Origin of the sequence: Tenacibaculum sp. MEBiC06402 (genome assembly GCF_049239625.1) — a bacterium.
Classification (GTDB): Bacteria; Bacteroidota; Bacteroidia; order Flavobacteriales; family Flavobacteriaceae; genus Polaribacter.
This window is the reverse complement of sequence record NZ_JBMKKT010000100.1, coordinates 175,733-194,859: the sequence shown is the minus strand read 5'-3', so window position 1 is coordinate 194,859 and position 19,127 is coordinate 175,733. Positions and strand designations below refer to the sequence as shown.

At 33.1% G+C, this 19,127-nt stretch carries 21 protein-coding genes; 16 read left to right on the top strand and 5 right to left on the bottom strand.

Translation table 11 applies throughout. The features are described from left to right. Positions 1 to 11: 11 nt before the first annotated feature. From ACOSP6_RS13390 to mraZ, 5 genes are read right to left on the bottom strand one after another with little or no spacing between them, the layout of a single operon-like run. Positions 12 to 1,463 (bottom strand): UDP-N-acetylmuramoyl-L-alanyl-D-glutamate--2,6-diaminopimelate ligase, encoded by a 1,452-nt coding sequence (locus tag ACOSP6_RS13390; RefSeq protein WP_422094415.1) that lies wholly within the window; start codon positions 1,461 to 1,463, stop codon positions 12 to 14. Beyond that, on the bottom strand, positions 1,464 to 3,425 hold the full coding sequence (locus ACOSP6_RS13385; RefSeq protein WP_422094414.1) for a penicillin-binding protein: 1,962 nt from the start codon (positions 3,423 to 3,425) through the stop codon (positions 1,464 to 1,466). It lies immediately after the preceding gene. Between the two features lie 58 nt (positions 3,426 to 3,483). Beyond that, positions 3,484 to 3,810 carry an FtsL-like putative cell division protein gene (locus tag ACOSP6_RS13380; RefSeq protein WP_422094413.1) on the bottom strand — a complete coding sequence of 109 codons (327 nt, stop codon included), beginning with the start codon at positions 3,808 to 3,810 and terminating at the stop codon, positions 3,484 to 3,486. Position 3,811: 1 nt separating this feature from the next. Further along, a complete protein-coding gene (gene rsmH, locus ACOSP6_RS13375; RefSeq protein WP_422094412.1) occupies positions 3,812 to 4,711 on the bottom strand; it encodes a 16S rRNA (cytosine(1402)-N(4))-methyltransferase RsmH in 900 nt (299 codons plus the stop codon). Further along, entirely contained in the window at positions 4,704 to 5,165 is a 462-nt protein-coding gene (gene mraZ / locus ACOSP6_RS13370; RefSeq protein ID WP_422094411.1) for a division/cell wall cluster transcriptional repressor MraZ, read from the bottom strand. Before mraZ ends, rsmH begins: the two co-directional genes overlap by 8 nt. 198 nt (positions 5,166 to 5,363) lie before the next feature. On the opposite strand from mraZ, the gene ACOSP6_RS13365 reads away from it, so the two are divergent. The 16 genes from ACOSP6_RS13365 to ACOSP6_RS13290 all read left to right on the top strand — a co-directional run bounded on the left by ACOSP6_RS13365 (position 5,364) and on the right by ACOSP6_RS13290 (position 19,098). Continuing rightward, positions 5,364 to 6,128 carry an alpha/beta fold hydrolase gene (locus ACOSP6_RS13365; protein ID WP_422094410.1) on the top strand — a complete coding sequence of 255 codons (765 nt, stop codon included), beginning with the start codon at positions 5,364 to 5,366 and terminating at the stop codon, positions 6,126 to 6,128. 31 nt (positions 6,129 to 6,159) lie between these two features. After that, on the top strand, positions 6,160 to 6,771 hold the full coding sequence (yihA, locus tag ACOSP6_RS13360; protein ID WP_422094409.1) for a ribosome biogenesis GTP-binding protein YihA/YsxC: 612 nt from the start codon (positions 6,160 to 6,162) through the stop codon (positions 6,769 to 6,771). 6 nt (positions 6,772 to 6,777) lie between these two features. Further along, complete coding sequence (locus ACOSP6_RS13355; protein WP_422094408.1) at positions 6,778 to 7,467, top strand: RluA family pseudouridine synthase; 690 nt, start codon at positions 6,778 to 6,780, stop codon at positions 7,465 to 7,467. 33 nt (positions 7,468 to 7,500) lie between these two features. Next, entirely contained in the window at positions 7,501 to 8,529 is a 1,029-nt protein-coding gene (locus ACOSP6_RS13350; protein WP_422094407.1) for an alkane 1-monooxygenase, read from the top strand. A 3-nt stretch (positions 8,530 to 8,532) separates the two neighbouring features. Further along, on the top strand, positions 8,533 to 9,906 hold the full coding sequence (locus ACOSP6_RS13345) for an aldehyde dehydrogenase (protein ID WP_422094406.1): 1,374 nt from the start codon (positions 8,533 to 8,535) through the stop codon (positions 9,904 to 9,906). Between the two features lie 3 nt (positions 9,907 to 9,909). Then, the gene (locus ACOSP6_RS13340; protein ID WP_422094405.1) at positions 9,910 to 10,641 is read left to right on the top strand and encodes a nitroreductase family protein; all 732 of its coding nucleotides are present in this window, start codon (positions 9,910 to 9,912) and stop codon (positions 10,639 to 10,641) included. 79 nt (positions 10,642 to 10,720) lie between these two features. Further along, entirely contained in the window at positions 10,721 to 11,323 is a 603-nt protein-coding gene (locus tag ACOSP6_RS13335) for a hypothetical protein (RefSeq protein ID WP_422094404.1), read from the top strand. An 89-nt stretch (positions 11,324 to 11,412) separates the two neighbouring features. Then, positions 11,413 to 11,946: an exosortase K gene (xrtK, locus tag ACOSP6_RS13330; RefSeq protein WP_422094403.1), complete on the top strand. Its 534-nt coding sequence runs from the start codon at positions 11,413 to 11,415 to the stop codon at positions 11,944 to 11,946. After that, complete coding sequence (locus ACOSP6_RS13325) at positions 11,930 to 14,755, top strand: MSEP-CTERM sorting domain-containing protein (protein WP_422094402.1); 2,826 nt, start codon at positions 11,930 to 11,932, stop codon at positions 14,753 to 14,755. Before xrtK ends, ACOSP6_RS13325 begins: the two co-directional genes overlap by 17 nt. Positions 14,756 to 14,842: 87 nt before the next feature. Beyond that, complete coding sequence (locus ACOSP6_RS13320) at positions 14,843 to 15,700, top strand: TolB family protein (RefSeq protein ID WP_422094401.1); 858 nt, start codon at positions 14,843 to 14,845, stop codon at positions 15,698 to 15,700. Positions 15,701 to 15,811: 111 nt separating this feature from the next. Further along, positions 15,812 to 16,228 (top strand): lysozyme inhibitor LprI family protein, encoded by a 417-nt coding sequence (locus tag ACOSP6_RS13315; protein ID WP_422094400.1) that lies wholly within the window; start codon positions 15,812 to 15,814, stop codon positions 16,226 to 16,228. A gap of 85 nt (positions 16,229 to 16,313) precedes the next feature. Next, positions 16,314 to 16,769, top strand: coding sequence for a hypothetical protein (locus ACOSP6_RS13310; RefSeq protein ID WP_422094399.1), 456 nt, complete (start codon positions 16,314 to 16,316; stop codon positions 16,767 to 16,769). 26 nt (positions 16,770 to 16,795) lie between these two features. Further along, complete coding sequence (locus tag ACOSP6_RS13305) at positions 16,796 to 17,167, top strand: hypothetical protein (RefSeq protein ID WP_422095729.1); 372 nt, start codon at positions 16,796 to 16,798, stop codon at positions 17,165 to 17,167. Positions 17,168 to 17,186: 19 nt separating this feature from the next. Further along, on the top strand, positions 17,187 to 17,498 hold the full coding sequence (locus ACOSP6_RS13300; protein WP_422094397.1) for a hypothetical protein: 312 nt from the start codon (positions 17,187 to 17,189) through the stop codon (positions 17,496 to 17,498). A gap of 4 nt (positions 17,499 to 17,502) precedes the next feature. Continuing rightward, entirely contained in the window at positions 17,503 to 18,558 is a 1,056-nt protein-coding gene (locus tag ACOSP6_RS13295) for a ligand-binding sensor domain-containing protein (protein WP_422094396.1), read from the top strand. 3 nt (positions 18,559 to 18,561) lie between these two features. Further along, positions 18,562 to 19,098 carry an AAA family ATPase gene (locus tag ACOSP6_RS13290; RefSeq protein ID WP_422094395.1) on the top strand — a complete coding sequence of 179 codons (537 nt, stop codon included), beginning with the start codon at positions 18,562 to 18,564 and terminating at the stop codon, positions 19,096 to 19,098. Positions 19,099 to 19,127: the final 29 nt, after the last annotated feature.

Here is a 19,127-nt window from a genome sequence, read left to right as displayed (position 1 = left end):
TCTAAAACTTATTAGTTAAAACATATTTTCACTTCTTCCATATCATCAAAATGAAGTTTTACTCCATTTATCTCCTGATAATTTTCATGTCCTTTTCCAGCTATTAAAATAATATCTCCAGTGTTTGCCAGTTTACATGCTGTTTTTATAGCTTGTCTTCTGTCTAAGATTGATAATGACTTCTTATAGTTCTCTGGAGAAACACCTTTTTCCATATCGTCAATGATACTTTGCGGATCTTCAGACCTCGGATTATCCGAAGTAAAAATTACTTGACTACTTAACTGCGAAGCTATGTGAGCCATTTTTGGACGCTTCGTCTTGTCTCTATCACCTCCACAGCCAACTACTGTTATTACATTCTCATTTCCTGTTCTGATATCATTTACCGTTTCAAGTACATTTTTCAATGCATCTGGTGTATGAGCATAATCAACGATTGCAGTAATATTTGTATTCGAGACTACATATTGAAATCTGCCACTTACACTATTTAACTCGCTGATCCCCTTTAAAACATCAAGTTTTTCAATTCCTAATAAATCAGCAACACCATAAATAGCTAAAACATTATAAGCATTAAACTTACCAATGAGTTTACTCCAAACCTCAGTTCCATTAATAGTTATTAAAGAACCTGAAAAACTCTTCTCTAAAATTTTAGCTTTATAATCACCAAGAGTTTTAAGTGCATACGATTGTTTTTTTGCTTTTGTATTCTGCACCATTACAGCGCCATTTTTATCATCGATATTTACCAACGCAAAAGCATCCTTTGGCAATTCATCGAAAAAACGCTTCTTAACATCTCTATACTCAGCAAATGAAGAGTGATAGTCTAAATGATCATGAGATAAATTTGTAAACACACCTCCTACAAAATTTAATCCCAAGGTTCTATTTTGATGAATTCCATGAGAGCTAACTTCCATAAAACAATACTCAACTCCCTCTTCAACCATTTTAGACAAATACTTGTTGATTGTTAAAGAATCAGGGGTGGTATGGGTTGCTTGAAACTCACGATTATGAACCATAATTTTTACAGTAGACAGCAACCCAACTCTTCTCCCTAAGTTTGTAAACAAATCATACAACAATGTTGTAATAGTAGTTTTACCGTTGGTACCTGTTACCCCAACAAGTTTTATTTTTTTAGACGGATTATCATAATAATTTGAAGCCATTATAGCTAAAGCTTCACTTGAATCTAACACCTCAACATACGTTACTCCTGCTATTCTCTCTTCAGGAGCTTTCTCACAAACTACCGCAACAGCTCTATTAACTAGAGCCTTATCAATAAAATCATGACCATCAACACTAACTCCTTTTAGTGCTACAAAGACATCGTTTGATGAAACTTGTCTACTATCAAAGTGAATATTATTCACTTCAATACTTGTATCGCCAAAAACTGCATTAACTGGCACTTTATATAATATGTCTCTTAAAATCTTCACTTATGATAATTTTAAATAAACAGTTGCTCCTTTTTTAACCTTTTCCCCTCGTTCTATAGACTGCTCCTTAACCTTACCAGAACCAGAGAAACTTACCTTAAGTCCCATGTTTTCTAATAGCGAAATAGCATCCATAGCACTCATTCCAACCACTTTAGGCATTATTGTTTTATACTTACTTAAAACAGTGTAATACTTATTGTAATCCTTATTCACAGCTTTACTCACCACAGAATCCGTAACCATTTGAACACTTGACGGATTTGAAGTGTAAATTTTATGTGCAATCTCTTTAAAAACAGGAGCTGCCACTTTAGCACCATAATACCCTTTTAACACATCAGGCTCATGAATAACCACAATGCAAGAATATTTTGGATTTTTAACAGGAAAAAAACCAGCGAATGACGCAACGTATTTTTGATTAGAATAATACCCCCCTTCATACTCACCCTCTTTATTTTTAGTTCTTGGAATCCATTTTTTTGCTGTTCCTGTTTTACCAGCCATGGAAAAATTAGGAGAATAAATTTCTTTCGCCGTTCCTCTTTTCACCACGTTTTCCATAACTTGAACCACCTTATCAATCGTAGTTTTTGAGGCAATACTTTCACTCAACACTTCTTTATCAAACTTTTTAACGGTTTTACCCGCAACTCTAAGTTCTTTAACAAATCGAGGTTTAATTAGCTCACCATTATTTGCAACAGCATTGTAAAACATTAATGTTTGTAATGGTGTTAGAGAAACTCCGTAACCCCAAGCCATCCATTCAAGACTGATAGAACTCCAACGTTTTTCTTTAACTGATGGAATATAAGGTTTACCTTCTCCAACAATATTCACTCCCGTTTGTCTATCTAAACCAAATTGCTTTATTCTCTTTAAAAATTTCTCAGGATTATGATCGTAATGCTTTTGAATAGCTTTTACAATTCCAACATTAGAAGAAACCTCAAAAACTCTCGCTAATGAAATTTTTCCGTACCCATCTTTATCACTATCCTCAACTTTTCGATTATTGATATAAATTTTTCCTTTTTCTGTATCAACAACAGTAGAAGTATCAATTACCTTATCCTCAAGCCCAGCCATTAAACTTGCTAATTTGAACGTTGAACCCGGCTCGTGACTCTCCCACACAGCATAATTCCTCTTCTCGTAATACTTACCATTTGAAGTTCTACCAAGATTTGAAATTGCTTTTATCTCACCTGTGGCAGTCTCCATAACAACAGCACAACCATGATCTGCTTCATAATACTCCATTTGCTTCAACAAAGCATGATGTGTAATATCCTGAATATTAACATCTATTGTAGTGATTACATCTTTTCCATCCTCTGGCTCTTGCTCATTTAAATCGTTGATTGGCTTCCACTGACCCTTTGCTATTTTTTGCTTTAATCTCCAACCATTTTTACCAAGCATAAATTCAGAGAAAGCTCCTTCAATTCCCGCACCTCCTCTATGATCATTATAACCAATTGTTCGCTCCGCTATTTTACCTATTGGATGCTCTCGAACAGTTCGTTGCTCTGCAATAAAACCACCCCTAAAAACCCCTAATTTAAATATTGGGAAACTTTTCATTTTCATGTAGTCATTATACCCAAGATTTCTAGCAATTAACAGGTAGCGATTTTTAACCTTCTTAGCATCTCTAAGTTTTCTTTCATAATAACTAGGTGTTCTGCCAAGCATTTTTGAAAGCTCTTTTGTTAAACCCGCAATGTTTTCTTCAAAAACATTTTCATCAACAGACATTACATCCATTCGGATAGTATAACTAGAAATAGATGTAGCCAACAAATTACCATCTGCGGCATACACATTTCCTTTATTAGCAAAAACCGTATCATTTTTATAATTAACTTCTTGTGCTAATTTTTTATACTTATCACCTTTGATATATTGAAGTTCAAAAACTTTAAACCCTATAACAACCAGAAAAAGCGACATTAAAGTCGCAATAACATAAAACTTGTTTAGTATATTTTTCTTAACGGCTGACAATACTTTACTCTTTTATAATTACTTTTATTTTTTGTGGCGGTTCATCCGCAGGACTTAAACCACTTGCCTTTACCTTTTTTCGAATTGCACTTTCCAATTTCATACGCATTAAAATTGTACTAGTATCAACATACTCAGCTCTCAACTCCCTCTTCACCTTATTCAACTCAGCTATTTTAACCACTTTCTCATCTGCAGAATGAGAACTCCATATCATAACCAACAATAAAATCACCACAAAAAAAATCACTCTCCAATTCTTTGCAGCTGACTCATCAGTAAGAAAACTCCACCTTAAAACATCATATATTCCTCCTGAATTTCGCTTCATTTTACTTTAATGTTGCTATTCTTAATTTCGCACTTCTAGCTCTATTGTTCACCTGAATCTCTTCTTGAGTCGGAACAATTAACTTTCCTACCTTTTTCAAAGGCTCATTTGTGTTTCCGTAGAAATCCTTCTCAGCTTCACCTTGAAATTTCCCCATCTGAATAAAACGCTTTACCAATCTATCTTCCAAGGAATGATAAGAAATAACACTTAACCTCCCGTTCTCATTCAACAAACTAGGAACCTGTATCAAAAACTCTTTCAACACTTCTAATTCCTCGTTTACCTCTATTCGAATTGCCTGATATATCTGAGCTAAAATTTTATGTTCTTTAGCCTTTGGTAAAAACCTTCTCAATACCTCCTTTAACTCAAAACTGGTGTCAATACTTTTTTCAGCCCTAGAATTAACTATTTGCTTAGCCATTGCTCTTGCATTTCTTAACTCCCCATACAAATACAACACATCCGCTAATTTTTCTTCCTCATACTCATTTACCACAACTTTCGCCGATAAACCCGAAGCCTGATTCATTCTCATATCCAACTCACCATCAAACCTTGTTGAAAAACCTCTTGTCGCTTCATCAAACTGATAAGAAGAAACACCTAAATCAGCTAATATCCCATCCACTTTTGTAACTCCATGAAAACGCAAAAACCTTGAGATATACCTAAAATTCTCACCAATCAAAACAAAACGATCATCTTCAATTATATTCTGTAACGCATCAGCATCTTGATCGAAAGCAAACAATCTTCCATCCTTCCCCAGTCGTTTCAAGATTTCTTTTGAATGACCCCCTCCTCCAAATGTCACGTCAACATAAACTCCATGTTCTTTTATATTGAGCGCATCAACGCTTTCTTCCAATAAAACAGACTTGTGATAATTACTCATCGATTTCAATATTTCCCATTACCTCTTCAGCTAGATCAGCAAAATCTGAAGCTGTATCCTCTATTACACTTTCATACTTTTCCTTATCCCATATTTCGATAATATTTACAGCACTCGACAACACTACTTGTTTTTCAATACCAGCAAATACCGATAGGTCTTTTGGAATTAATATTCTTCCTGCAGAATCCATTTCTACCATCTTCACACCAGCAGTAAATCTCCTTATGAAATCATTATTCTTCTTCACAAAACGATTAAGCTTATTTATTTTCGCCATCATTTGATTCCACTCCTGCATCGGATATAATTCCAAACATGGCTGAAAAACAGAACGTTTGATTACAAAGCCTTCTTCCAAAACAGGACTTAACTGCTTCTTTAACGCAGAAGCAACCATTAACCTACCTTTGGCATCAGCTTTACACTCATATGTTCCTATTATATTTACCACTTTAAAATGCAAGAATAATTCAAAAATATAAAATATTTACCACTTTTTACCACTTTTTACCACATTGTTGATAAGTTTCCATTTTTTAGAGAAAATACTGGCGTTCTGTTGGTTATTTATTCTCAAAAAGCATATTTGAAAAGAAATTGATAGGTATAAAAAAAAGAATTACTTTTGCTCTGAGCCAAATCTTAGCTAATGACAGATTTTTTAAAGACAGAAGGTAAGTTTACATATGCCGAAGCGGGAGAAGGAAAAGCTATTATTGTTCTTCATGGATTAATGGGAGCTTTAAGTAATTTTGACGCTACTTTTAAGCATTTTTCAGAAATTGGGTACAAGGTTTTAATTCCTGAATTACCACTTTATACTTTACCTATACTTAAGACTAATGTTAAAAATCTTGCCAAGTTTTTACATGATTTTATCGAATACAAAAAACTTAAAGATGTTGTTTTATTAGGAAACTCTTTAGGTGGACACATCGCTTTATATTACATCAAGCATTACCCACAAGACGTTTCTGCTCTTGTATTAACTGGTAGTTCTGGTTTATATGAGAACTCTATGGGTAACAATTATCCGAGAAGAGGAGATAAGGAATTTGTGCGAAATAAAACACAAGAAGTTTTTTACGATAAATCAATTGCTACTGACGAATTAGTAGACCAAGTATATGATGTTATTAATGATAGAAATACCTTGGTAAAAACATTAGCTATTGCAAAAAGCGCTGTTCGTCATAACATGGCAAACGATTTACCAAACATGCAGCAACCTACTTGTATAATTTGGGGAAAGAACGATACTGTTACACCTCCCGAAGTTGCTGAAGATTTCCATAAATTACTACCAGACAGCAATTTATATTGGATCGATAAATGTGGACACGCTGCAATGATGGAACATCCTGAAGAATTCAATAAAGTTTTAGAAGGATGGTTTAAAATGCGTAATATATAACCTCGCATTCATTATATAAACTGTTTAACATATGAAGATTAAATCTGCAGAATTTGTCATGAGCAATAGTAACGTTACTAATGCTCCAAAAGACCACATTCCTGAATATGCTTTTATCGGTCGATCAAATGTTGGAAAATCTTCATTGATTAACATGTTGATGGATAGAAAGAAGTTAGCTAAAACTTCTGGAACTCCTGGTAAAACACAATTAATCAATCACTTTAAAGTAAACGACGAATGGTTTTTAGTAGATTTACCTGGATACGGTTATGCTAAAGTTTCTAAAAAGAAAAGAACCATTTTTCAATATTTCATTGAAAACTACTTTAAAGAAAGAGAACAATTAGTTTGTGCATTTGTATTGGTTGATTCAAGACATGATCCACAAAAGATAGATTTAGAATTCATGCGCTTTTTAGGAGAAAACCAAATTCCTTTTGCCATTATCTTTACAAAGGCCGATAAACTACCAAGTTCTAAACTCAACAAACAAATTCTTTCTTACAAAAGAAAACTACTAGAACACTGGGAAAGTTTACCTGTCAACTTTTTAACTTCTTCCTCTTCTAAACTTGGAAGAGATGAAGTATTAGATTTCATTGACAGCGTAAACAAAGATGTTGCAGATGATTTTAAATAAATCGCTATGCATTCTACCAAAAATAATTTATTAGTTCTTCACGAAGACAATCACCTTATCATCGTCAATAAAAGACCAGGAGATATTGTACAGGGTGATAAAACTGGTGATAAACCACTAAGTGATGTTGTCAAAGAATACATTAAAGATAAATACAACAAACCTGGTAATGTGTATTTGGGAACAGTTCATCGTTTAGACCGCCCAACTTCCGGTGTCGTAATTTTTGCTCGAACTTCTAAAGCCTTAGAACGTTTGAATAAAATGTTACGCGAAAAGAAAATTCAAAAAACCTATTTTGCAGTTGTTAAAGGTCCTTTAAAGAAAAAGGAAGGCACACTTGTTAATTTTTTGAAGAAGAACCCAAAGAATAATAAGTCCACAGCTTATTCGAAAGAAATTGATGGAAGTAAAAAATCAATTCTTCATTATAAAGTTATCAAAGAATTAGACAATTACTCGCTATTAGAAATTGACTTAGAAACTGGTCGTCATCATCAAATTCGCTGTCAACTTTCAACCATTGGCTTCCCTATTAAAGGTGATTTAAAATACGGATTTTCAAGAAGCAACAAAAACGGAAGTATTCATTTACACGCTAGAAAAATCTCCTTTACGCATCCTGTAAGTAAAGAATTAATAGAAATAAAGGCACCTCTACCAAAAAACGATTCAATTTGGGAAGCATGTAACTAAATTCGTATATTTAGTTTTTTAACCCTTTTATTGATGAAAGCCTTAAAATACTTACTCGTTTTTACGATTCCGTTAACCGTATATATATCATTTACTAATACTGGTTGGATTACGTTTCTTCCACTTATTTATGTTTTTGGAATTGTTCCTTTATCAGATATGTTTTTAAAAGTAAACGCCGAAAACTTCGATAAAGAACAAGAAGAAATCGAAAAAAACAACAAACTCTACACCTACATTTTGTACCTAACCTTGCCCGTGCAAGTTGGTTTCTTAGTTTGGTTTTTATTTGTAATCAATGAAACCACCGCAACAATTGATTTAATCGGAAGAATTTCCGCTATGGGAATTATGTGTGGTGTTATTGGTATTAATGTTGGACATGAATTAGGCCACCGAAATAATAGATTTGAAGAATTACTTGGAGAAATCTTACTAATGACTTCGCTAGAAACGCATTTCTTGCCCTATCATAATGCGGGACATCATTTTAACGTTGCTACACCAGAAGATGCTGCTACTGCTAGAAAAAATGAACCTTTGTATATATTCTGGATTCGTTCTCAATTTATGAGCTATATCCAAGCTTGGAAATTAGAAAACAAACGAATGACAACTTCCGAACGATCTTGGTTTCATTATCAAAACAGAATGTTAATCTATACAATTTGCCACGCGCTGTTGGTAGGTGCCATATTTTTCTTTTTCGGTGTGATTACAACTTTGTATTTCTTAGCAGCCGCTATTTTTGGTATTTTACTTTTAGAAACTGTAAATTATATTGAACACTACGGATTGCTTCGAGATAAAAACAAATTTGGAAGATATGAACGTGTAAAACACACACATTCTTGGAACTCTAACCATGTTATCGGAAAATTAGTTCTGTTTAATTTATCACGACATTCAGACCATCATTATAACGGTAGTAAACATTATCAAATACTAAAATCGCTACCTGAAAGTCCACAAATGCCAACAGGTTACCCTGGAATGATGTTATTATCATTGATTCCACCTATTTGGTTTAAAGTAATGAATAAAAAACTTCAAGAAATTTAATTGATGACCATTCCTCAAATTATTGAGCAACAAAAACAGTTTTTTGCTACTCAACAAACAAAAGATGTTTCCTTCAGAAAAAATAGCTTACGAAAACTTTTAAAAGAAGTTACCCGAAGAGAAAAAGACATCTTACAAGCATTACACAACGATTTTAAGAAATCAGAATATGAAGGTGTAATGACTGAAACGAGCATTGTAGTTTCTGAAATAAAGAAAATGATTAAAAACTTAGGTTCTTGGTCACGACCAAAACGTGTGATGCCTTCGTTATTGAACTTTCCTTCATCTGCAAAAATTTACCCAGAACCCTACGGAACCACCTTAATTATTGCGCCGTGGAATTATCCGTATCAATTAGCTTTTTCTCCATTGGCAGGAGCCATTGCCGCAGGAAACACCGTTGTTTTAAAACCATCTGAGCTTACGCCAAATACCAGTACTATTTGTAAAGAAATTATCGAAGCTGTTTTTGAAACTGGTCATGTAGCTGTTGTAGAGGGTGGAATTCCTAAATCCCAGGAATTATTAGCACAGCGTTGGGATTATATTTTCTTTACGGGAAGTGTTCCTGTGGGAAGAATTGTTGCCAAAGCTGCTGCAGAATATATTACACCCGTTACTTTAGAATTAGGAGGTAAAAGTCCGTGTATTGTTGATGATACCGCCAATATAAAATTAGCGGCAAAACGAATTGTTTGGGGAAAATGCATCAATGGAGGTCAGACTTGTATTGCGCCTGATTATTTACTGATTCATAAAAAAAGTAAAGACAAATTTGTAACTGCTTTTAAAGAGGAAATCAAAAAAGCATACGGTGAAAATCCAGCTGAATCTCAAGATTTCCCTAGAATTGTAAACGAACGAAACTTTGATCGTTTGTCAAAAATGCTAGTAAACGAATCGTTTTTAGTTGGTGGAGATACCAATAGAGAAGATCGATATATCGCTCCTACTTTATTGGACGAGCCAAGTCTAGACAGTGAAGTAATGAAAGGCGAAATTTTCGGTCCTATTTTACCTGTCTTATCCTACGAAACTACAGACGATTTAGAAGCTGTCATTTCTAAATACGATAAACCATTAGCCTTTTATGTATTTACGGGTAAAAACTCTTTTGCCAAACAACTGATTCAAAAATATTCGTTTGGTGGCGGAACTATTAATGACACCACAGTACATTTTGCCAACGACAATTTACCATTTGGTGGTGTTGGTGAAAGTGGTATTGGTGGATATCATGGTAAAAAAACATTTGATACTTTTTCTCATAAAAAAGGAGTGGTGAAGCGTGGAACTTGGTTAGACGTTCCTACCAGATATGCGCCGTATAAAGGCAAACTAAAACAATTAAAAACCTTACTTAAATTCGGATAACACATGAGCGAAAAAACTGTTTCGGAAGCAATTAACTACAGAAGATCTGTGAGAGTGTACGATAGTGAGCAACCTATAGACGCCGCAATTGTAAAAAAATGTATTGAACAAGCTACGCTTGCTCCTAATAGTAGTAATATGCAATTGTGGGAATTTTACCACATTACTTCTAGAGAAGTTATTGATAAAATAGTTCCTTTGTGTTTCGATCAAAATGCAGCTAAAACCGCTCAGCAATTAGTAGTTGTTGCCGTGCGTAAAGATTTATGGTCGAAAAGAGCAAAAGCAAACTTAGACTATCTAAATAAAGTTTTTCCTCCGAAACCAAAAGCCGAACAGTCTAACAGAGAAAAGTTTGCTAAAAAATACTACCAAAAATTAATACCAACCGTGTATAAAGATTTCTTCGGACTTTTTGGAATGTTAAAATACGTAATTACGTTGGTAATGGGAATCTTTAAACCCATTTACAGAGAAGTACGTAGTAAAGATATGCGTGTAGTTGCTCATAAAAGCACCGCATTAGCCGCACAAACGTTTATGTTAAGTATGGCAGCAGAAGGTTACGATACTTGCCCAATGGAAGGCTCGGATACTTGGCGTGTTAAAAAAGTATTGGGTTTACCGTATGGCGCGGAAATTAACATGATTATTTCTTGCGGTATTAGAAAACCCGAAGGTGTTTATGGACAACGTTTTAGAGTTCCTTTTGAGGAAGTATATAAGGTGGTGTAAACTTCCTGTTATCAGGTATAAATTATAAGAATAACGAGAACAATAGTATAGATATAAGCCGTTAGGCATTATTCAATAAATGATAAAATATAAAGCGACAAATAAAAAATCAGATAAATTAAAGTGGTTGATTTATATTCTATTCGGATTAGGGTTATTGGTTTTTATAACAAAGTATTCAGATTGGCATATTATATCAAAAATTCTGATTTCAATTCCCTTAATGGTTAACCTATTATTTGATCTTTTTTATTTCAAAAAAGTTGGATATGTCATTGACGAAATACACTTTGGTGATTCTGAAATTGAAATATTTGACCTTAAAAAAAATGGAATGAAAATCGATTATTCAAATTTGAAATATTCGATTAGAAAAAGAAAGTTTGATAAACATAAAACCGAAATTGAACTTAAAAGTAAGAAAAGATTAAAATTTAAAACTCTTGGGAGGTTACACATTAAGAATTGGGACAATATTTTCGATATAGAAAGTGAGTTAGAGAAAAATAAAGTTGTGAGAGTTGAATGGAGACCAATGACTTTATGGGGGAAATATTGGGGATTTTTTATTGATTTATTTTTCTTAACAGCAAGTGACGGGGACATTGGAATGACTGAATATCAAGAAAAGTCTATCAAAGAAGTAACTGAAAATCCTATCAATAAAGAAAACAATGCCTAATACCGTGTATAAAACATAGCTAATAATCGCATAACCAAAAGGTTTGTGTATATTGAGAAAGTCCGTTAACACAAATACAAAACGCAACAATGCAGACAAACAAGAACATACCATATTATTTGACAGCAGTTGGACTTTTCATCTTGCTGAAATTTGGTTTTACACTTGCTGACAATAACGACTTGACCTTTCTTCTCAAACCTACCGACAAACTTGTTGGACTTTTGACCGGCTCACATTCCATTTATCTCTCGGATAGTGGATATTTCCACGAACACTTAAACATTGTTATTGACAAATCTTGCTCGGGTTTCAACTTTTGGATTTTGTGCTTCCTTCTTTTTACTTACTTGACAGTAAAACACTTTGACAAAACTTTAAGCAAAACCCTGACAATCCCGACCACTTTAATTGGAGCTTATCTACTGACCATTTTTGTAAATACATCTCGGGTTTTTGCTTCCATTGTTGTAGAGACCCAGACAAAAAGGATTCTTCTGAATCAACAACATATTATACACGAAGCCATTGGAATAATTACTAATCTGACATTTTTGATTTTGGCTTACGTTCTAATTGAGAAATTATTAACCCATAAACGATACAATGCGAAATTTGCTTAATCCGAAATGGCTTTTTGTAATTAACACACTACCGTTAGTGGTGTTGTTTTTTCTGTTTTTTGGTCAGTTCAATATTATTAAAACTTTATTAGAAGAAAACAGCATCCAACTTTGGATGTTTTTTGGTCTTTCGTTAGGAGTTCTTGGTTTACTGAATTTTGCATATGCGATTTATTTGACTTTAAAGAAAAAAAATGTTTCTGCATGGTTTGGTTTAATAGCCCTACTTTGTTACATCCCTTTCATTTACCTCTATGGCTACCATTTAGACAAAATCATTCCTTTTTCAATCCCTCAATGGATGGTTTCGGGAAATATCTTTTTATACGTTGGAACATTCCTAATGCCAACACTTGCATATTCACTGTTTATTTTGGTTTCTCATTTTACACCTGAAAACAAAGAACATAAAGCTTGGACAAACTTTTTAATCGCAATTGGAGTTCCGGTTGCAGGTTACTTATTTACTCAAATCATTCTTCCTTTATGGCAACCATTGGATGTGAGCTTTAGTATTCACGCAATGGTGATTCTTGTTATCACTGCTACTCTAGTTTTCCTCTATTTCTTAATTCGGGGTGTTTTTATACTCGCGACAAAAAAAGCAGAAGCTTGGCAGAAATACAAACTAGCTTGGAAAATTCCGATTACTATAGTTCTTCCATTAATTGGATTAGCAGTAAACAACGGACACCTATTTAATAATTTCGTCCCAAGTGAATCAGGAATTTTTGGAGATTTCAATAATGCTTGGTTTTATATTCTTGCCATTGTTAACGGTATAATGGTTTGCTTACCTAAGCTTGAAAAGAAAGTATACCGAATTCTTATATTCATCGGTAGAAGTATAACATTTGCTTACACATTTTACTTCTTTTTAGTTTTTCTCCCTTTTTTACCTTTATCGGTAATAGCAATTATTGCAATCGGGACAGGGTTTTTAATGTTAACACCTTTACTTCTTTTCGTTGTTCATATCAACGAGCTTTCAAAGGATTTTACTTACTTGACAACACAGCTTCCGAAAAAACTCATCATCGGAATTTCGTTATTGGGCTTTCTGGTTATTCCAGCATCTATCACAGTAACTTATCTGAAAGACAAAAACGTTTTAAATGAGACATTATCTTATTTATACAGCTCTGATTACTCAAAACAATATGACATTGATAAAGGTTCACTTCAAAAAACACTCAATGTTATAGAAAACCATAAAGACCATAGAAATAACAGGGGTGGAATGTTTGGCAATGGAATTCCCTATTTGTCATCCTATTTTAATTGGTTAGTAATGGACAATCTCACTTTATCTGACTCTAAAATCAACACCATTGAAAAAATATTTTTTGGTAAAACCTCCTTTGAGTTACGTCCTGAAAATATCCAAAATGACAATGTTAAAATAAGTAATATTTCCACAAATAGCACTTACGATAAATCTCAAAATGCATGGAAAAGTTGGGTTGACTTGGAAATAACCAACAAAAGTGAAAATACTTGGCTTTCAGAATATGCTACAACGATTACCTTACCTGAAGGCTGTTGGATAAGCGATTACTATTTGTATGTTGGCGACAAAAAAGAGTCAGGAATTTTAGCAGAGAAAAAATCAGCAATGTGGATATTTTCACAAATTCGAAATGAAAATCGAGACCCAGGAATTCTATATTATTTAACAGGGAATAAAATTGCCTTCAGAGTATTTCCTTTTGCAAAAGATGAAGTGAGAAAAACGGGAATTGAGTTCTTACACAAAGAGCCTGTTACGCTTAACATTGATAACAACATAATTGACTTAGGAACAAAAGAAGAGACAATTTACGAAAACATTGAAACTGAAATCATAGCTTACATATCTACTCAACATAAACAAAAACTGAACTCTTTTAAACGTAAACCCTATTTTCATTTTTTGGTTGACGCTTCTAAAAACAAAAACAGTAACTCATCCGATTTTATCAAAAGAATTGAGCTGGTTATAAATAATAATCAAACACTTGCGGAAAACGCAAAAATCAGTTTTGTAAATAGCTATGTAAATACTGTCTCACTAAATGATGATTGGAAAACAAAATTTGAAAATGAACCTTTTGAAGGCGGTTTTTACTTGGATAGAGCGGTAAGAAAAACTTTGTTCAGTGCATATCAAAACAAATCACAAACATATCCTGTCCTTGTGGTTGTAACTGACAGTATTCAAAATGCGGTTCTGGAGAAAGATTTTGCAGACTTAAAGTTTACATTTCCTGAAAGCGACTTGTTTTTCAACCTTGACAAAAACGGAAATTTAAGAGAACATTCATTAGTCGAAAACCCAAAAAATGAACTACCCGAAATACAGCGAGAATGTTTGTTCTGTGAAACTGTTCTGGAATATAAACTACCCGACAAGTCAATTGCTTATTTACCAAGCAACAATGAGCCAAGCATAATTCTAAAAAAGGAGGAATTTGAAGTTAACGAAACAGAGATTAAAGTAAAGAATTGGGAATCTGCTTTGATAATGCAAGGACAATGGAATTCACAAATGTTACATCCTGAAAACTCAGAGAAAGACTGGCTGAATATGGTAAAATATAGTTTCATTTCAAAAGTTATGACACCGGTAGCATCATATTTAGTGGTAGAGAATGAAGCGCAAAAAGCAATGCTGAAAAAGAAACAAGAACAGGTTTTGTCTGGCAACAAATCCTTAGATCTTGGAGAAGATGCTCAACGAATGAGCGAGCCAAGTTTAATAATATTGTCCATCTTACTAGGTATTATGATTTGGTATAGAGAAAAAAGAAAACGACAATTAATAAAATAAAACACGTCTGGTAACAAAGTATATGGTGCATACCCTGAGGGATACGTACCATACGCAGAACGTGCCGCATTACTAGAAAGATAAACAATGAAAAAACAATTAATCTTTTTAATATCGATACTCTTACTTATTTCTAGTTGTAGTGAAAAAGAAGAGCGCCTTCTTTTCTCTTCAAGTAGAAATGGAAATTCGGACATTTTCATTATGGACGCTAATGGAGAAAATATGAAAGCACTAACTCAAACGGATTTCGAAGAGTGGGGACCAACTTGGATTAACAAAAATGAGATTTGCTTCTTAAGACAAACAAAGGACTCTATTTTTAGAATAAAGTTGAATTTGAAAACAGATAAAGAATCTAAACTATATCATCCAACAAACTGTTTATTAGATGATAAAAATGTTCTTTATTATGGTAAATTGGAACTATACACCTGTAAAAATGATATTTTTATTTATAACTCCAGAACAAAAGAAACTATTGACATAACTGAGAACATAGTAGGAGTAGCAAACTATCCCAGCTGGAGTCATGATGGAAAAAGCGTGATATTTACAAGTAATCATTTAGGCAATAATCAGCTTTTCAAGTACGAATTAGATTCAAAAAAAATAATGCAATTAACCGATTCTAATGCAAATAATGAAAGAGGTGAGTTATCTCCAAACGGAAAATTACTAGTCTATAGTTCGGACTATTTTGAGAAAGGCAACCAAGATATTCTTGTCAAAAACCTGGAAAATGGAGATATTAAAAATATATCCAAGAGTCCAGGAATTGAGCTTATTGCTCGTTTTTCACATGACGGAAATAAAATATTCTTCGGAACTAATCAAGACGATAATTGGGAAATCTATTTTTACAATTCAGATACCGAAAAACAAACGAGATTAACAACTAGCAATGAATTTGACGGTGACCCAAGAGTTCTAAAATATAAATAGCGTGCAACAACAACGTATATAAAAACATTGTTATTTATATATAATATAAAGCTAATTTGATTATACTCTAAAGATGGTAATATTATCTATAAAAGCACAAGTTAAAACATCATGAAAAAACGCTTTCTCTTCGCACTCCTTACACTAAGCATTTATAGCTACGGACAAAGTTCAAAACATCCGATAGATGTGGAATACTATAACTGTATTGAGAATGCTGTTCCGACAACTCTTGGTAGTATTACTTGTACCAAAGAAGCTAAAGAAGCATGGGAATTAGAAATAGCAACACTTTTAGAAAAACTAAAAAAAGAAAGCAAACAACTTAACGTAGCTTTACTAGAAGAATCGCAAACGCAATGGCTTGCTTTTCATAAAGCCAATGTAAAATTCTACTATTCTTTTTATCAAATTCAGTATCAAGGAGGAACCATGGCGCGTTCTGCAGCACTTACTTATGAAATGACGCATTTAAGAGAACGTGCTATATACTTAAAAGAACTTTACGAGGAAATTAGTGAAAAGTAAAAATAACATTCATATTTGCGGAGAAGTTTTTAAACGTAAAAGAACACATTTTTCTTTCGAAACCTTATACAAGCAAATTGTGGATATGTCTGAACTTAAAAAGCTTCAAGAATTTTCAAACTTACAAGCTGTTTCCTTAAACGGCACAAACATTAACGATTCTGGTTTACAATATGTAGGTCAATGTGCAACAATTACCAATTTAAACTTAACGTTTACAAACATTTCAGATAAAGGCATTCCACATGTAGTGAACCTAAAAAAATTACAATGGCTTCGTTTAAAAGAAACTAACATCAGTAAAAAAAGTATTCCGTATTTTAATCAAATGAAGAGTTTGATTTCATTACAAATCCATGAAACTGAGATTTCAGGTAAAGATGTGGTATCACTAAACTTACCAAACCTAGAGGAACTTATGGTAGATTGTGAAGATGATTTAGATTATAAAACGTTGTTAAACCTCTCAGAAAAGTTACCCCAATGTGAAATTATTTCGAAAGGAAAAGGAATTTTTAAAAATGGGAATTTTGAATCTTGATTTTTGATTTACTATTTTCGACTAAAATGATTAAAAACGTAAATAAAGACATATTGCCTCTCTTGATATCAGTGGTACTTTCACTAATATCCATTGGTATGGCTCTTTTCACAAAGTATACTTTGAATACCAAAACATACCTCGGAATAATATTTGGGGGAACTTCATGTCTGTTATATTTTAAAAACAAAAAGTTTTACAATTACTTCTTTGGAATCGTTTTAGTTCTTGGAGTATTCAATCTATTAGATGTTTATTATATAAACATGAAATTAGGAATTGGGCCATTTGTATTCAATCCTATTTTTACTGTTTTACTTGTTGTTTTTGCAGCTTTCAATAAAGAAATTTTAAATCTGTTATTTCCAAAAAACAATAATTCAGATAGTCCTAACTAATAATTTAAATCAATAAAACATGAATAATAACTACAATATAGAAATTGTTGGAATTCAACAAGAAGCTCCGCGCGTATATTCAATTACTATTTCTACCTATACAGATATTGGATACAGACTAGATACCAACTATGGAGGCTATCAAGCACTAGGAACAGTAACCTATAAAGGGAAACTTTATCAAGGTATTGAACTAAAAGTGGTAGCTGATCCTACTGCCGACAAACCAAACACAGAACAAGATTCTTTTATTGTACCGCAAGATAATGCAAATTCAATTGGGGTATACGTGAAATGTGGAGATCAAATTGCAACTATTAATTTTCACTAACTCTATGTTTAGAAAAGTATCTATAAAAAAAGTGGTAATACCGATAGCTTTCTGTATCTCTATTATTTCTTGCAAAACAGAACATACAACCTCCACAACTAAAAACAGTAAACACAATTCGACTGCTACTGTAAAAAACACATATCCAGTAATTTCAAAAGTTGATACTGTTTTTGCTGAAAATGCTCCTAAGAGAATTACCAGAAACATAAAAATAGATAAGCAAGGACGACTGCTAATTGCCGCCTATGATGATGTAATTTTTTATGATGGAAATAATTTCACCAAACTCAGTAAACCAGGCGATATTAAAAGCTGGTATGCTTTCGATGTATTAGAAGATCGAAATGGAAATATTTGGATTGCAAGTGATCAATCTGGCGCCTATCGAATTGACGGTAAAACTGGTGTAGTTACCAATTTCAACACTAAAGATGGATTAGGTCATACTCGAAATATGTGTATATACGAAGATAAAGATGGTAATATTTGGATTGGCGGACAAGGTGGTTTGAGTAAATATGATGGAAAGTCTTTCAAAAACTTCAACACAGACGATGGTTTACCACATAACGACATCAACACAATTTTAGAAGATTCAAAAGGGAACATTTGGTTTGGTACTAGAGGAAATGCAGGAATTTTTGATGGTAAAACTTTTTCAGAATTAAAAAAGGAAAATGGCGAATCGTTTTTCAATGTTTGGTCGATACTCGAGGACTCAACAGGAGTTATTTGGTTGGTAGATAACAAAGGTTTGTGGAAATATAACAATAATACTTTTTCACATCAATTAGACGATATTTGGAAAATATTCGAGGATGCTAAAGGCGATTTTTGGTTTACAGGCATGTTAAATGGAGGAGCTTCATCGCTGAATAAAATTATACAAAGCGACACTTCAGAAAAACATACAACCGAAAAAGTATTTACATCTGGCAAAATGTTTTTTGGTCTTGTTGAAGACGCAAAAGGAACTATTTGGATTGGCGGTGGTGATGGAATTTGGAAATACAACGATAATGCTGTTACCTATTATTCTGGAGTTTTAAGGAAGTAAAACATGAAAATTTTAATATTTGGAGCTTCTGGTTCAGGAACGACTACTTTAGGCAATGAAGTTGCTCAAAAAACTGATTTCGTTCATCTAGATGTTGATGCTTATTACTGGAAGCAAACAAATCCTCCTTTTCAGGAAAAAATTCCATTACTTGAACGAAATGAAAATTTAAGGAATGATTTCAACAAGTATAAAAACGTTGTTGTTACTGGCTCTTTAGTTAGCTGGGGAAAAGAATGGGAATCTGCTTTTGATTTGGCTGTCTTTATTTTATTAGATAATACTATAAGAATGGAACGTTTGAAAAAACGAGAAATAGAACGTTATGGAAATCAGCTACAGACTAATAAAGAAATCAAAAAAGCTTCTGAAGCTTTTTTGGAATGGGCCAACCAATATGAAAACCCCAATTTTGACGGAAGATCTCTTAAAATTCATACCAATTGGATTGAATTATTGACTTGTGATGTACTAAAACTAAACGGTGAAAATAGTTTAGAACATAATTTAGAAATAATATTAAGTGAAATAAAACTTTAGATTCTCAATACAAAAATATTTTTTTGATT